Source organism: Pseudomonas sp. MAFF 730105, from assembly GCF_055380705.1.
Genome location: NZ_AP018438.1, coordinates 3,811,556 through 3,827,139, shown reverse-complemented (window position 1 = coordinate 3,827,139; position 15,584 = coordinate 3,811,556). Strand labels below are relative to the sequence as shown.

Below are 15,584 nucleotides of genomic sequence, written 5' to 3'. Positions count from 1 at the left end.
AGCCCCCTGTATCTGTCTGGCGCAGCGAGTCGCCAGATTGGGGCCGCTTCGCGCCCCAACGGGGATGAATCCCCTCGCCACAAGGGATCGATGTGAGTTCGAAAATCATGCGCCAGGCCACGTATCTGAAAGCCGATAGCCCTGCGGCCATGGATCAGCCGGATCCAGCAGCAGTTGATGCGTCCCGGTGATCCACGCCCGTCCGGCAATGCACGGATAGATCGCCGGGCGCCCGGCCACGTCGGTCAGCGAGTCGATGCGACAATGGAATTCGGAGCCGATGATCGAGCGCCCGATGAACCGCTCGCCCACCTGCATCAACCCCTTGGCCTGCAACACCGCCATGCGTGCCGAGCAGCCTGTGCCGGTAGGGGAGCGGTCGATCTTGCCGGGCTGGATCACCACGGCGTTGGCACCCGTAGCGACGCCTGCCTCCATGGCGACGGGCGCGGCGATCTGGCAGAACGAGATGTGCGACCAGTCAGGGTTCAGCGGGTGGACGAAGCCCAATTGCTCATTGGCGGCCCGAGTGATGTTCAGCCCGACGGCCACCAGGTCGGCGGCCTCGTCAGGGCGGATGGCGAAGCCCAGGCGCTGGGCGTCGACGATGACGAAACTGTCACCGCCATAGGCGGTGTCCACCTGCAGCGAGCCCAGGCCCTCGACTTCGATCCAGGCGTCGAGACGGTCGGCGAAGGAGGGCACGTTCTTGATCTCCACCCGTTGCACCTTGCCGTCGCGGCAATCGGCGACGGCTTCGATCAACCCGCCAGGGGCTTCGAGTACCAGGCGGGTCTGGGGTTCGGTCATGGGCAGGATGCCGCTGTCCAGCAGCACGGTCGCCACGCACAGGGAGTTGGAGCCGGACATCGGCGGGGTGTCGGCCGGCTCCATGATGATCCAGGCCATCTGCGCCCGAGGGTCCTTGGCCGGCACCAGCAGGTTGACGTGGCGAAACACGCCGCCACGGGGCTCGTTGAGAACGAAGTTGCGCAGGGTCTGGTCCTGGGCGATCCAGCGCGACTGTTCCCACACCGTGGTGCCGGGTGGAGGGGCGACACCGCCGACGATCACATCGCCGACTTCGCCTTCGGCGTGGCAACTGACGACGTGGATGATTTTTGATGAGCGCATTGGGTTGTTCCTTGTGTTGTCCGTTCCGGCCTCATCGCGAGCAGGCTCGCTCCCACAGGGTACAAATCCTGTGTGGGAGCGAGCCTGCTCGCGATAGGGCCATGGGCTATTTCACCGACTTGAGAAACGCCGCCGTCTCCCGCTGCATCGGGTTGCCGATCACTTGGTCCGGCGGCCCGATCTCATGCACCCGGCCATTGCAAAAGAACGCCACGCGGTCGGAGACGTCCCGGGCGAAACGGATCTCGTGGGTCACCAGCACCATGGTCATGCCGTCCTCGGCGAGCATGCGCATGGTGTCCAGTACTTCACCCACCAGTTGCGGGTCCAGGGCCGAGGTGGCTTCGTCGAATAGCATGTAGTCTGGCGACATCGCCAGGGCCCGGGCGATGGCCATGCGCTGTTGCTGGCCGCCGGAGAGCTTGTTCGGAAAGGCCTTGAGCTTGTCCCCCAGGCCCACGTGCTCCAGCTGTTTCACCGCCAGGGCCTCGGCCTCCTGTTTGCTCTTGCCCAGCACCTTGCGCGGCGCCAGCATCACGTTCTCCAGCACCGTCAGGTGCGGGAAGGCGTTCCATTGCTGGAAGACGATGCCGATCTTCTGCCGCAAGTGATTGAGGTCGGTGGCACGGTCATGCACCTCGACGCCGTCCACGCGAATGCTGCCTTGCTGGATCGGCTCCAGGCCGTTGATGCACATCAACAGGGTCGACTTGCCGGACCCCGAGCCACCGATGATCGACACCACTTCACCCTTGTCCACGGTGAGGCTCACACCCTTGACCACTTCCAGGTCGCCAAAGGATTTATGCACGTTCTCGATCTCAATCATTTTCCTGCCACCTTCTTTCCAGGCGTGCGCCGAGGCGGGCGACCACCAGGCTCATGACGTAGTAAATGAGGCCTGCGATGCACAGCACCAGCAGGGGTTCCTGAATGCGCGTGACGATGGTTTGCGAAGCACGCAGCAGCTCGACGATGCCGATCCACATCACCAGCGCGGTGTCCTTCATCACCCCGAGCACCAGGTTCAGCCAGCCGGGAAACGCCACGCGCGTGGCAATCGGCAGGACGATGAAGCGCAGGTCCTGCAGGTAGCTCAAGCCCAGTGAACGGCTGGCCCGCCGGGTGCTCAGCGGGACCGCCAGCACCCCGCCACGGACGATTTCGGTGAAGTACGCGGCGGCGTAGACCCCGAGCACGATGCAGCCGACGGCGAAGGCGCTGAGGTTCAGGCCAACGATGCTCTTGAGCGAGTTGAACAGCACGAACTGGATCAGCAACGGCACGCTGCGAAACACGTCCAGTACCCAGGCCAGCGGCAGGCTAGCCCGGGGCAACAGCGCCCGGAGCAGGCCGAACAGTAACCCGGCCAGGGTGCCGAGCAGGATCGACCAGGCGGTCAGCTGCAGCGTGACCCAGGCCCCGTCGAGCAAGAACAACAGGTCGTTAACGGTGAGGCTTGTTGCAAACATGACCAACCCTCAGTAGCGGAACAGGCGCCAGGACAACAGCCGGGCGAGCCCGACGATCAGCTTGGCGATCAGGTAATACAGCGCGGCCGCGAGGGCGAAGTATTCGAAGGTGCGGAACGTCTTGACGTTGTATTCCTGGGTCACCCCGGTAAGGTCGTTGTTCAGGCCGACCACCACCCCCAGTGAGGTCATCAGCACCGCCCAGACCATCTGGTTGGTCAGCGGGTAGAACACGATGCGCAGCAGTTGCGGGACGATGATCATCCGATAGGCCTGGAACGCGCTCATGCCCAGGGAGCGGGCGGCGCGCATCTGGGTGCCGGGCACGGCCTTCAGGCCACCGCGAAAGTTCTCCGCCAGGTAGCCGGCATTGTTGAAGGTGATCCCGGCCAGCAAGGCCAGCCACGAACTGACGTGCAAACCGAGGGAGCCGAGGCCGAAGTAGAGGATGTAGATCTGGAACAGCGACGGCGTGTTGCGGGCGATGGACACCCAGCCATTGCCGATGCCCCGCAGCAATGGATGGCGCGCCTGGCGCATCACCGTCAGCAGCAGCGCGATCAGCACGCCGAAGATCATCGACAGCGCCGCGGTCTCGAACGTGACCCAGGCTCCGGCGAGCATGTCGGGCAACGCGCGCAGGGCCGGGCGCCATTGGAAGCTGTAGTCAAACATGGAAGGGGTTCCCCTGGCGGGTGGCGGGTTGCAGCCAGAGCGGCGGCTGACCAGTGGCGGTGGCGTTGCACGCGGCGTCGACGCAGGCCGCGAGGCTGGCGAAGTGCACCCCGCGTCCCACCAGGCCGGGCGCGTAATGGGCGTATTTGCCGGAGTTGGTCATCAGGGTGGTGGCAGCGGGCGGGATGACCGGTTCGCCCAGCATGCACCAGCAGGTGTCGGTCACCAGCGTGGCGCCGAAGGCCTCGATGGCGCCCAGGTGACCTGCCTGGCGGGCCTGTTCCAGTACCGCACGGCCGCAGGTGATGGCCAGCACCACGTCCGGGTGCTTGCTCCGGCCGACGCAGAGCGCCGCCAGGGTGGCAAATTCGCTGAGGGAAAAATGCGGGTTGCCCAAGGAGATCACGTCCACCCGGTTGTCCCGGGCACTGTTGAGCTCGCGCCAACTGGCAAGCAGGCCTGCGGCATCGACGGTTTCCATCGGTATCGGACAGTCCGCTTCCACGACATCGACCGGGTCGAGGGCTTCCGGTGTGACCCCGGCGATGTGGAACAACGGCGCGGCACTGGTGGTGGCGAATGCGGCGCCGAAGGCTTTCAGGTCATCCAGGGTCGGCGCGGCATGTTCCAGGCCGCGTATCAATGGAATACGCCGGCCGGTCAGGCCGCCGATGTGATAGCCCAGCAGCGGATAGAAGCTGTCGTCGACAGTGGCTAATCCCGGCACGTCGACGATCAGTCTGGCCTTGCGCTGATCGTCCAGGTGACAACCGGTCAAGGGCGCGCGGCCGCACAAGGCAATGCAGATATCCAGAAAGTCCGGGTACTTCTGCGTGCGAGCCCCGAGCACACTGTTGGCGTAGACCACCGCGTTGGACTCGGCCCAGACGATCTGCTCGCCGGCCTTGGGCGCGGTCTCGAGCAGATACGGCGCGCAGGTAAAACTCAGCTGCGCGCCCATCGCCATGTAGGCATCGCCCAAGGCACTCGCCGGTTCACCCAAGGCCGGATCTATGCCCAGTTCCCGCCAGCGGCGCTGGTCCACGGAAATGGAATTGAGAGTGGTGGGCACGCGCACCTTGGCGCCCCACTGCACCAGTTGCTCGGCAAAGCGCAGGCTGGCCGGGCCTGTGTAGATGCAACCGTCGATGTGGGCTTGGGTCACGTCCAGCAACTGCGTGGTGCCCTGGATTTCCGCCATGCGCAAGACGATTTGCATCGCCACCTGGGCGGCCTTGCCGTGGTTGCCGTCGAGCAGTGCCCGGTCCTGTTCGGTGAGGTTGACCGTAGACGGCATGGGCGGCGGCAAGGGAACGTCGGCCTGATCCCAGCGATCGTCGGGGCGGCGGCCGGTCAGGGTCAGGCAATTGCCTTCGATGCGCACGAAACCCTGGCCGCGCAAACGTTCGAAGGCTTCACGACCGATCTGCACCACTGGCAGGGAACGCTGGAAAATCAACTGCGCCACCAGCACGCCCAAGGTCAGGATCTCATCCGTTTCGGCCAGCACCAGGGCGGCGGGTGCATGGCCGTTGCTGATCAGCTCCATCAAGACGCTGCTGCCGGTGCACGAGCCGCGCCCGCTGGGAATCGCCAGCACGCGCCCGGCCAGGCGCTGGCCGCTGAGCGGGTGATGCCGGTCGATGACTTCACCGCTGGCCGGATCCACACCGCCCCAGAAACTCAAGCCCACATCGGCAAAGAGCAGGGCGCCCTGGGCGGCACCCTCCACCAGACTGCGGCCCACGACACGGATAGGCGTGCTTGGCATGCCCCGATCCTCAGTAATAGACCTGCGGGACGGTCAGGTTGGCCGGCGGAATATCGGTGCCGACCCATTTGACGAACAGCTCTTTGTAACGGCCGGTGCGCACCTGTTGGTTGACGAACAGATTGAGGTAGTTGATCAGGCCGAACTCGCTGCGCTTGGCGCCGAGGGACACGTAGTCGATGACATAAGGTGCGTCACCGGCGATCTTCAGGTTCTTGTACTTGCCGGACTTGATGGTCGCGGCGGCCACGGTATTGGTTACCACCGTCGCGTCGATGTGCCCTTGGGCGACGGCCAACAGCGTGTCGTTCTGCGACTGGTAGGCACGGAAACTGCCGCTGCCCCAGTTCTTCTGGTCCTTCTCCAATGCGATGGCTTCGTAGGTGCCGCTGGTATTGCCCACGGCCTTGCCCTTGAGGTCGGCGAAGCTGTTGATGCCGGTGTTGTCGCGGGTCAGCACCACCATCTGGAAGGCGAAGTAGGGCACGGTCAGGCCAACGGTCTTGGCCCGTTCCAGGGTGTCGGAGGTGGAGGCGACGATGACATCGGCACGGCCGGAAATAAGCGCCGGGATCCGGTCCGGGAACGGCGTTTCCACGACTTCGGCATCTACCCCCAGGACCTTCGCCAGGTCGTGGCAATAGTCCACGTCGAAACCCGCCGGCTTGTTGCTTTCGTCACGGAAGCCCATGGGTGGGAAATCCAGGGTCACCGCGCAGCGCAGCTTGCCGGAGCCGATGATGTCATCGAGCTTGTCGGCATAGGCGGGGGTGATGAACAGAGGTGCCAGGACAACACTTAACGCTACGGCCAATGCAGGGTTTTTCATAAATGCCTCGCTGTCGAATAAATGCGGTGAGATATCGTATTGAGGATTTCGTATACGATATTAGATAAGCAATCGGCGTGCCTGTCTGGCGAGTTTCTCGCGCTTATGGGTAACTCGTTGATTACAAAACAGTAATAAGAGGGGGTGGGCTCGAAAGGTGCCGGAGGCCGTTTCAGTCAGGTGTTACAGATGGGAGCAATGGGCGCTCCGGCGCCCTGTTAGGGAACAGATTCAGTGCCGGCTTTCCCGATACTGGCTCGGCGACAGGCTGGTCAAGGCGCGAAACTGGCGACTGAACGCGCTGTGGTCGGTGTAGCCGCAGCGCAGGGCGATGTCGGTGATGGGCAGGTCCTTGTCCAGCAGCAGGCGCGAGGCTTCTTCCAGACGCGCCTTGTGAATCATTTGCCGGGGCGTGAGCTGGAAAATGCGTTTGCAGTGCCGCTCCAGTTGCGCCACTGACAACCCGGCGATGGTGGTCAGTTCGGCGAGGCTGATGGGGCGGGCGAAGTGATGTTTGATATGGGCATCCACCGCCGCCAGTTTCTGAAACGCTGGGTGGCTGGACTGCGGCAGTTGCAGGTCCCGGGAGATGCCGGCCAGGCCGACGATCTGGCCGCTGGGTTCGCGCAGGGCGATTTTATGGGTCAGGCACCACACCGGCTGATTGCCGTAGTACAGGTGGAGTTCGAGTTGGTCGGCCAACTCCCGACCGCTGGCCAGCACCCGTCGATCCTGTTCGGTATACAGCGGGCCGAAGCGCTCGGGGAACACCTGCTCGGCAGTGAGACCGAGCAGATCGGCGCTGTGCTTGAAGCCGCAGCGCCGGGCCAGGGTCTGGTTGACGAAGGCGTAGCGGGCCTGGGTGTCCTTGATGAAGAACACCACGTCCGTCAGGGTGTCGAGCAGCGGTGCGATGGATTGCAGGCTGTGCAGCAGGGTGCCCAGGTCGCAGGGGGTAAAGGACATGAGCGAGGGATACATGGGGCGGCATCATCTCGGGTGGGGGCAAGGGTTGCGCAAGAGTAGCAGCAGAATGATCGGCCAACTCATGTGGGAGCGAGCCTGCTCGCGATGGCGCTGTGTCAGCAACCTATCTGTATCTGAAAAACGCCATCGCGAGCAGGCTCGCTCCCACAAGGAGCTGCGCTTGTTCGGCCTAGTTGGGTGGGGTTTCTTCCAGCCCCAGCAAGGTTTCGATCCGCGCCGGGCTGAACGGCGGGCGTGGGGTGGGGGGCGTCCAGTCGAACAGATACTCCAGGGCGGCGCCGCAGACCCGGCCCTGGCACGCGCCCATGCCACAACGGCTGGCGAGCTTGGCTTCGCGCCAGCTCACGTGGCCGACCAGATCGCCGTAGGGCACGTCCTCGCACCGGCAGACCAAGGTGTCGGCCCGGGCCAGGGACTTGAACTGCCCATCGAGGGCGAAGGCCTTGTTCAGCGTCCGGGCGAAACCTTGCCAGCGCTCTCGACGCGGCCACAGGCGCTGGGCGGCCGTGGTATCGCCGACCGCCGCGTGACCGGCGATGGCGCCTTCCACCAGTGCCAGTTCGCTGCCCCCGAAACCGGTGCATTCACCGGCGGCGTAATGGTCCTGGCGGGTAGTCGCCTGCCAGGCATCCACCGCGAGGGCATGTTCGGCAAGCTCACAGCCCAGGGCCTGGCCGAGCTGGGTATTGGGGATGAGCCCGAAGCCACACGCCAACCGGTCACAGGCCAGCTCGACGATCTTGCCCTGTTGCAGCAACCGCACGCCTTCGAGCCGCTCTTGCCCCAAGGCCTCCAGCACATGGCTTGCTGTGCGGTAGTGCCGGTCGAACAACGCGAACGCTTGCAGAAGCTTGCCCGGCCAGCGCGGCAATTGCGCGGCGAAACCGGTCACGGCGGCACGGCTGGCCTGCTCGGCAATCCTTAACACGTGGGCACCCTGATGCCTGGCCGTGGCGGCGCTGGCCAACAGCAGCGGCCCACTCCCGGCGATCACCAGACGTTCATCCCGCACCGGCAGGCCCGCCTTGATCAGCGGCTGCAAGCCGCCGGCACCGGTGACGCCGGGCAGGGTCCAGCCGGGGAAGGGCAGCAGCAACTCACGGGCGCCGGTGCACAGGATCAGGCGCTGGTAGGTGATCTGCCAACCGCGCTCGGCATTCTCTACCAATAGGGTTTTATCGGCGGCGCAAGCGATCACCCGGGTGCCGGCATGGCAGCGCACATTGGCGCACGCCTGCAACCGCTCGCGCAGGCGGCGTGCCGCAGTGGGCAGGCTGGCCTGGGGGCCGTCGCGCCAGATCTGCCCCCCAGGTAACGGGTTGTCGTCCAGCAGCACGATAGACGCGCCGCGGCTGGCCGCAGCCAGGGCGGCGGCCATGCCGGCGGGGCCGGCGCCAATGATCAGCAGGTCGGTGGTTTCGTTCATGGTCGGGTCTGCACGTGCATGCCGTCGCGGCACAGGGTCTGGCAGGCCAGGCGGCGCTGGCCGTCGATTGTTACCCGACATTCCTGGCAAATACCCATGCCGCACAAGGGCGCACGTCGCTGGCCGCTGACCGAGGTGCGACTGCAACCGTCGGCGCCCAAGGCCAGGGCGGCGGCGACGCTGGTGCCTTGGGTGACCGTCAGTGGGCGGCCGTCCAGGAATAATTCAGGCATCGGGAGGATTCCAATATGAAGCCGTGGCGAGGGGATTTATCCCCGTTGGGCTGCGCAGCAGCCCCTCTGGATTACCCTGACACATCGAGTAGCCAGACTTCAGGGCCGCTACGCGCCCCAACGGGGATAAATCCCCTCGCCACAGGGATTTAGCTGACATACACAGGTTCTCCCAGGAAACGCTCCGGCAGGTAGGCCTGAGGGGCCAGTGGCGAGGCTTCGTTGAACAGCTGTGCCACCAATAGGTCAGCCGTCGCGGGGGCCGTTGTGACTCCCAGTCCTTCATGTCCCACCGCCAGCCACAGGCCCTTGCGTTGCGGGTGCTGTCCCACCAGCGGCAGGCCGTCGGGGCTGGCGGCGCGGAAGCCGGTCCAGGCGCGGATGCCGTTGAGCTGTGCCAGCCCGGGCATGTAGTCGACGGCGCGCTTGAGCATCTTCGCCAGCATCCAGCCTTCCACTTGCGGGTCGACGGTGCCGAACTGCCGCGAGGCGCCGATGAACAGTTGCCCGGTGGGACGGGGCTGGATATTGCACGCCACCGATGGGCCGCTGGCGTTGTGGGCACTGGTGACATAGCCCAGTTCGACCAGGGTGTGGGTGACGGTGGCGGGGTAGCGATCGGTGATCAGCAGATGGCCTTTCTTCGGCTCGATCGGCAGCTCCGGGCACAGTTCGGTGGCCTGGATACCGTTGGCGAGGATCACCGCCTCGGCCCTCAACCAGCGCCCGTCGTCCAGGTGTACCCGCGAGCCGTCCACTTCGGCGACCTGCGCACGCTGCTGGCGGATGTGCGGGCTGTCCAGCATCCAGCGCGCGGCGGCGGGAGCGTAGAGGATGCCGTCGCCCTTGATCAGCAGGCCGCCCTCCAGACCCTCGCGCAACTCGGGTTCGCGCTGACGCAGGGCCCCGCGTCCGATCAGCTCGCAGGCTTCTCCGTGAGCCAGCAGATTCAGGTACTTGCTGTTGGCGACCGCCATCTCCTGCGGATTGGCCGCCAGCCACAGGGTGCCGTTGTTGCGCCAGGCACAGCCTTCGGGCAGGAGATGGGCCAATTCGCGCCAGCGTCCCAGGGAGTATTGACTGAGGGCCAGTTCCGCCGGATTGTCGTCCAGCACCAGCAGATGCCCCATGCCGGCCGCAGTCGCGCCGTGCCAGCCGGCGTCGAGCACCACCACCTTCAATCCACGCAGGGACAAGGCCCGGGCACAGGCTGCACCGATGATGCCGGCACCGATGACGATCACGTCGGCGATCAGGCCCTCGGTCACAGGCGAATGCCCCAGGCGAACGGGTCATCCGCTTCGATGATCAGCGTGGTTTCGGCGCTGATATAGGCACGGCCGCGAATCGTCGGCACGATGCGCTCGCCCGCCTGTTCATAAGAACCTTCGAACTCGCTGCCAATCACACTGGCCTGGCGCCAGCTCTGACCGGGTTGCAGCTTGCCGTCCGCGGCCAGGCACGCCAGCTTGGCACTGGTGCCGGTGCCGCAAGGGGAGCGGTCGTAGGCCTTGCCGGGACAGAGTACGAAGTTGCGGCTGTCGGCTTGCGGGTCGTCGGCGAACAGCTCGATATGATCGATCAGCCCGCCGTCCTCGCCACGAAAGCCTTGCTGTTCCAGCGCTTGCTGCACAGCGTAGGTGTAGGCGGTCAATGCGTCGAGGTTGTCGCTCGCCACTCGCTGGCCGTGGTCGGCGATAAGGAAGAACCAGTTGCCGCCCCAGGCCACATCGCCTTCCACAGGGCCGATACCGGGTACATCCAGGCGCAGCGCCTTACGGTAACGATAGGCGGGCACGTTGCGCACGCTGACCGAACGATCCTCATGCAAGGTGGCCTGGACGGTGCCCACCGGGGTTTCGATGCGATGCACGCCCGGGCCGATCCGCCCCAGGTGGGCCAGCGATGCCACCAGGCCGATGGTGCCGTGGCCGCACATGCCCAGGTAACCACTGTTGTTGAAGAAGATCACCCCGGCGCAGGCACTCGGGTCTACCGGTTCACAGAGCAGCGCGCCCACCAGCACGTCGCCGCCCCGAGGTTCCAGCACGCAGGCGGCACGCCAGGCATCATGCTGCGAGGCCAGGCGCTGCCTGCGCTCGGCCATGCTGCCCTGGCCGAGATCGGGAAAACCGTCGGTGACCAGTCGGGTCGGCTCACCGCCGGTGTGGGAATCGATCACAGTGATGCGCTTCATGGGACCACTTCCGTTCAGATAAGTGAGCGCAAGCGTGGCCCGCAACAGGGGGGAGCGGCTTGATGGTTTTATCTGTCGCCCATGACGAAATCGGCACAGTGCAGGGGGCGCTCATCAGTCGGACGCGTATCTCCACTGCCACTCGATGTGTTCCGTATTGATGCCTAGGGTCTCGAACTTTTCCGCCACGTAGCGCAGGCAGGCACCTCCGTCGGGGCGGTAGTGCCCGGAGGCATCGTTGACCATGGCAATCACATGTTCCATGCGATGTTCCCTGATCCTGAATTCCCCTGCGCACGTGACCGGCCTGCCACTGCCGAGTTGGCTGTGCCGGATGTAGTTGGCCCGGTCAGCATGTTCCCAGCGTTTATAGATGACGGAGTTCTCCGGGGTATACACCCAGGTGTAGCTATTGGACTGGTCGTTGGGCGCGAGTATTTCGCTGGTTTGCGATTTCAATTGATTGCCGATCAGTTGGCCATCCCACATTCCCACCAGTTGACCGACGCCGTCGATTTTCGACGGGTCATAACAACGCCAGTGCATGAGATCGCCAATGAAGGGCATCCATCTGATCGGGTAGGTCTGGGCGTTGAGATCAATCGATCGCTTGTCGGAATTCATCCAGTCGGAAAAATGCACATGGCCTGACCATACGGCCAGCAAGTGCGAGGATGAATTCTTCAGCCAACGGCGTACCTGCTTGAAGGACAGGTTGGTGTAGATGTCATTGGCCTTGATCAGCACGGATTCCAGTTCCCAGTCATCGGTGGCGATCGGGTGGGCTTCGGGCCTCTGGTAGAAGGTCACGCCGTCGATTTCGGACAATGAGATCCGGGGGCGGCCGAACAGTCTGGGCAGGTCGATTTCCACCGTGATGGTCTGCCCGACTCGCGGGGCTTCACAGAATAATTGCATCTGGCTGAGGGGGCCATGGACACATACAGGGTGTCGTCGGTGCCAGCCCAATGTTCATTGGTGATCGAGGCTGTCACCGTCAGGGTGTCTACAATGGTGTCGGTCATGATTGGAGGTGCGTTCTATCTCTGATTAAGAAGTCACCGATTCTGGCGCCGCATGGCAGGACCCTGGTGGTACATATGTATATGCGCAAAAAAAATGCCGGGTCGCTCAGCGCCCCGGCATTGTCTTTTAGCGATCAGCTTCAATGGCTGGAAGGCAGGAACTCGAACAGCGTCTTGCAGACACCGGCGATGTGTTCGTCCAGCAGTTTCACCGCCCGTTCAACATCACCGGCACGGCAGGCATCGAGGATTTCCCGGTGCTCGTGATCGGCGCGTTCCTTGCCGGCCGACAGGCTCATCTGCATGCGCAGGTATCGCTCCAGCTTGTCGTGGACCGAGCGGATCAGGCCGACCAGGAAGGGCCGTTGTGCCGGCTCGTAGAGGCAGGCGTGCAACTGCCAGTTGAGTTCGGCCCAACGCCCGACGTCGTCCTCGCCGATGAACTCGCGGCAGATCGCCTCGGCGCGAGCGAAGGTGTCTTCGGTCATGTTGGGAATCGCCAGGCGCAGCACCTTGTCCTCCAGCAACATCCGCACTTCGAACATCTGCGCCAGCTCCACCTCGGAAATCCGCGTGACCATCGCGCCGCGATTACGCTGGAACATCACCAGCCCCTCGGCCTCCAGCCGCTTGAGGGCTTCGCGCACGGGGATCTTGCTGACGTTGAACTGACGGGCGATATCGTCCTGGCGAATCGGCTCGTCCTCGGCAAAATGCCCGGCCACGATGGCTTCGCGCAGGTGACGGGTAATGATTTCCGAAGTAGAAGGGGTGTTGCCCAGGTCGGGCAGTTTGAACTTGGATAAAGTCACGGCGGCGGGTCGGTTGCTGAGTTGGGGATATGGTATACGACTTGGCGGAGGTGGTGTCTCGGATCTTGACGCTACCCTCCAGACGAGTGAACCCTTGTGGCGAGGGGATTTATCCCCGCTGGGGCGCGAAGCGGCCCCAAAATCACGCAATTTGGGTGCCGCTTTAATCCAGGGTGCCGCTTCGCAGCCCAGCGGGGATAAATCCCCTCGCCACAGGGGGATGTGTCAGCCGTGGGACATACGGGTGACATACGCCTCTGTCCGCACGATGACCCATCCCGTCACCAACGCACCCAGCGACAGCGCCACCCCGAACAGGACCAACGCCACATCGGCGCCGAATCGGTCAGCCAAAAGGCCTGTGACCACCACCGGAATGCTGAACCCGACGTACGCGAACAGGAAGAACCCGGCACTGACCCGGGCCTTTTCCTGGCCGGCCAGTGCGGTGATCGCCGATAGCCCGCCCAGGTACAGAAAACCGTAGCATGCACTGCTGGCCCCCAGCGCCCCGAGCAACACCGCGATCAGCGAACCGGTGCTCGCGCCCCAGGCCAGCAGGGCATAGCTCAAGGGCAGTACCAGTAAACCAAACCCGGTGGCCCTGGCCGGCTGCATGCGGCGGGCCCAGGGCTGGAACAGCAACCCGCAACTGATCACCGTGAAGGTCGACAGGCCTGACCATTGCTGCAGATCGTGGCGTGCCAGCACCGAGGGCAGTATCGCGATGACCAGGCCCGAGGTCGCCCAGGCCAGCAGCATGGAGAAGCCATAGGGCAGGCTGCCGGCGGGGAACAGCGGCAGGCGCAGCATCGGCGCCCGAGTCGTTCTGGCGGCAGGGTCCGGCAGCCTGGACACCACGACGATCGCGATACCGGCCAGAATCAGTTGCAGCCAGAAACTGCCGGGCACGACACTCTGATGGACAAAGAGGAACAGACTGGTCAATGCGGCCCCCAGGCCGAACCCCAGGGAGGTGCTGGCGGTGATCCGATTGGCAGCGGAGCGGCTATCGCCGCCGGCCATCAGTTCGGTCATATAGGCCGTCGAAGTAGCCGAGGCCAGGCCCGTGCCCACGCCCATCATCAGCCGCGCCAGGCCCAGCGCGACGAGGTTTGGCCAGATGGAGGTGACGACCGTCGCCAGCATCGACAAACCCAGCGCCAGCAGTATCAGGGGCCGGCGTCCGACCCGGTCGGCCAGCCCGCCGAAGGCCAGCAGCACCGGCAACACCCCCAGCACATAGCACGAAAAGGCGACCGCCGTGGCACCGGCGCCGTAGCCGGATGCCTGGGCATAGGTGGTATATAGCGGCGCCTGCAGGTTGACCGCAAGGGTGATCAGGCAAAGGCCGAAAGCCAGTCCCCATGAGTGTCGATGTTGTGCGTCCAAGCGTGTTCCCCGGGAGTCGTTGAGTAGGCGTCCGCTGGACTATCACTGCCGGGCTTCGCGGGAACAAGGAACAGGCCTAGGGGTTTTGTGATTAACTGTTCGCTTGAAATCGGCGAACACTTCAAGAGCACCCAGCATGGACCTGAACATCGACCGAAATGCCGTCGAACCCGTGACCCGGCAATTGATGACTCAGCTCGTGGGCTGGATCAGCAGCCATCGCATCCGCCCCGGTGCCCGAATGCCTTCCATCCGGCAACTGGCCCAGGAAAACGACGTCAGCCTGTCGTGCGTGATCAAGGCCTATGACCAACTGGTTGCCAGCGGGGTGTTGGAGTCCCGGCATGGATCGGGTTTCTTCGTCGCGCACCAGGTATCTCGGCCCCTGGAAACGGATGTTGAAACGGGTGAGGGGGCATGGACGTTATTCGACAACGAATCGACGCAGCTCAAGCTCGGCTGCGGCTGGCTGCCCGACACCTGGCGCGACGACGCCGATCTGGGTCAGGCGATCCGCCAGGTGGTGCGCAGCGACAATCAGGCACTGTTCAACTACAGCACGCCCCTGGGCTCTGTTCATCTGCGCCAGCACATCCAGAAACGCCTGGGCCTGATCGACATACACACCGATCTTGCGCAGATCCTCACCACCCAAGGCGCCAGTCATGGCCTCGACCTGCTGGTGCGCACGCTGCTCAAGCCCGGCGACCTGGTCCTGGTGGAAAGCCCTGGTTACTACAACCTGTTCAATTTGTTGAGGTTGCACGGGGTCAGGACCGTGGCGGTGCCGAGAGGTCCCCAAGGCCCGGATATCGAGAGCCTGGAGCACTTGCTCGAACAGCACAAACCCACCTACTTTTTCATCAACAGCATGTACCAGAACCCCACCGGCACCAGCCTCGCGCCGAGCGTCGCGTATCGACTGCTGCAACTGGCCAACCAGCACGATTTCCGCCTCATCGAAGACGACATCTACGCCGACTTCCAGAATGGGCCGACGTCCCGCCTGGCGACTCTGGATGGCCTGGACCGGGTGATCTACCTGGCGAGCTTTTCCAAGACGTTGTCCAGTTCGCTGCGCATCGGTTACGTCGTCGCCCAGCCCGACGTCATCCACCGGCTGGCCGAGGTCAAGATGGTGACCGGCATCGGCTGCTCGCTGTTGGCGGAAAATGTCGTGGCGACACTGCTCGCCAATGGCGCTTATCGCAAGTTGCTGCAACGCTTGCGCCAGCGTTTGAACAAGCAGATGGCGAGTACGCTGCGCCAGCTTGACCAGGCGCATTGGGAGGTCTTCGCCGAGCCGACCGGAGGCCTGTTCGTGTGGGCCAGGCCCCGATATGTGGAGAGCGAGCAAGTGCTGCAGATCGCTCGTGAAGCGCAGGTCCAGCTCTCACAGGGCGCCAGTTTCATGCCGGCTGGGGAGACGTGCGACTGGCTGCGGCTGAACGTGGCGTTCGTTCAGGATGTTCGTGCGCAGACGTTTTTCCGGCGAATCGAAGAGGCGTCGCTGGCTGAACAGAGAAATGAAGCTCTGTGAGAGTTGGTAGGAATGCATGATTCTGTGGGAGCAAAGCTTGCTCGCGATGGCGACAGACTCGCCAACATTGTTACCGACTGAGATCTCCAAT

General features: G+C 63.9%; 15 protein-coding genes. 1 reads left to right on the top strand and 14 read right to left on the bottom strand.

The features are described from left to right. Positions 1-105: 105 nt before the first annotated feature. The 14 genes from PCOSP_RS16645 to PCOSP_RS16580 form a co-directional block, all read right to left on the bottom strand. Complete coding sequence (locus tag PCOSP_RS16645) at positions 106-1,134, bottom strand: trans-3-hydroxy-L-proline dehydratase (RefSeq protein WP_464709058.1); 1,029 nt, start codon at positions 1,132-1,134, stop codon at positions 106-108. A gap of 106 nt (positions 1,135-1,240) precedes the next feature. Next, positions 1,241-1,963 (bottom strand): amino acid ABC transporter ATP-binding protein, encoded by a 723-nt coding sequence (locus PCOSP_RS16640; RefSeq protein WP_024777747.1) that lies wholly within the window; start codon positions 1,961-1,963, stop codon positions 1,241-1,243. After that, positions 1,956-2,606: an amino acid ABC transporter permease gene (locus PCOSP_RS16635; protein WP_041024840.1), complete on the bottom strand. Its 651-nt coding sequence runs from the start codon at positions 2,604-2,606 to the stop codon at positions 1,956-1,958. Before PCOSP_RS16635 ends, PCOSP_RS16640 begins: the two co-directional genes overlap by 8 nt. Positions 2,607-2,615: 9 nt before the next feature. Further along, complete coding sequence (locus tag PCOSP_RS16630) at positions 2,616-3,281, bottom strand: amino acid ABC transporter permease (protein ID WP_047702931.1); 666 nt, start codon at positions 3,279-3,281, stop codon at positions 2,616-2,618. Then, positions 3,274-5,052 (bottom strand): cis-3-hydroxy-L-proline dehydratase, encoded by a 1,779-nt coding sequence (lhpI, locus tag PCOSP_RS16625; RefSeq protein WP_464709057.1) that lies wholly within the window; start codon positions 5,050-5,052, stop codon positions 3,274-3,276. Before lhpI ends, PCOSP_RS16630 begins: the two co-directional genes overlap by 8 nt. A gap of 10 nt (positions 5,053-5,062) precedes the next feature. Continuing rightward, positions 5,063-5,881, bottom strand: a complete 819-nt coding sequence (locus PCOSP_RS16620) for an ABC transporter substrate-binding protein (protein ID WP_139643332.1) — start codon at positions 5,879-5,881, stop codon at positions 5,063-5,065. Positions 5,882-6,112: 231 nt separating this feature from the next. Then, a complete protein-coding gene (locus PCOSP_RS16615) occupies positions 6,113-6,862 on the bottom strand; it encodes an AraC family transcriptional regulator (RefSeq protein ID WP_139643329.1) in 750 nt (249 codons plus the stop codon). Positions 6,863-7,037: 175 nt separating this feature from the next. Then, the gene (locus tag PCOSP_RS16610) at positions 7,038-8,294 is read right to left on the bottom strand and encodes an FAD-dependent oxidoreductase (RefSeq protein ID WP_464709055.1); all 1,257 of its coding nucleotides are present in this window, start codon (positions 8,292-8,294) and stop codon (positions 7,038-7,040) included. Next, positions 8,291-8,527: a 2Fe-2S iron-sulfur cluster-binding protein gene (locus tag PCOSP_RS16605; protein WP_175363589.1), complete on the bottom strand. Its 237-nt coding sequence runs from the start codon at positions 8,525-8,527 to the stop codon at positions 8,291-8,293. Before PCOSP_RS16605 ends, PCOSP_RS16610 begins: the two co-directional genes overlap by 4 nt. A 149-nt stretch (positions 8,528-8,676) precedes the next feature. Next, complete coding sequence (locus PCOSP_RS16600; protein WP_139643319.1) at positions 8,677-9,795, bottom strand: NAD(P)/FAD-dependent oxidoreductase; 1,119 nt, start codon at positions 9,793-9,795, stop codon at positions 8,677-8,679. Continuing rightward, the gene (locus tag PCOSP_RS16595) at positions 9,792-10,724 is read right to left on the bottom strand and encodes a 4-hydroxyproline epimerase (RefSeq protein WP_464709054.1); all 933 of its coding nucleotides are present in this window, start codon (positions 10,722-10,724) and stop codon (positions 9,792-9,794) included. The genes PCOSP_RS16600 and PCOSP_RS16595 overlap by 4 nt, the downstream gene beginning before the upstream one ends. Positions 10,725-10,838: 114 nt before the next feature. Beyond that, positions 10,839-11,642 (bottom strand): hypothetical protein, encoded by an 804-nt coding sequence (locus PCOSP_RS16590; protein WP_464709053.1) that lies wholly within the window; start codon positions 11,640-11,642, stop codon positions 10,839-10,841. Positions 11,643-11,889: 247 nt separating this feature from the next. Continuing rightward, the gene (locus PCOSP_RS16585; protein WP_139643311.1) at positions 11,890-12,561 is read right to left on the bottom strand and encodes a GntR family transcriptional regulator; all 672 of its coding nucleotides are present in this window, start codon (positions 12,559-12,561) and stop codon (positions 11,890-11,892) included. A 225-nt stretch (positions 12,562-12,786) separates the two neighbouring features. Beyond that, complete coding sequence (locus PCOSP_RS16580; protein ID WP_175363591.1) at positions 12,787-13,953, bottom strand: MFS transporter; 1,167 nt, start codon at positions 13,951-13,953, stop codon at positions 12,787-12,789. A 136-nt stretch (positions 13,954-14,089) separates the two neighbouring features. Here PCOSP_RS16580 and PCOSP_RS16575 point away from each other — a divergent pair, with 136 nt between their 5' ends. Next, on the top strand, positions 14,090-15,493 hold the full coding sequence (locus PCOSP_RS16575; RefSeq protein ID WP_139643305.1) for an aminotransferase-like domain-containing protein: 1,404 nt from the start codon (positions 14,090-14,092) through the stop codon (positions 15,491-15,493). Positions 15,494-15,584 lie beyond the last annotated feature (91 nt).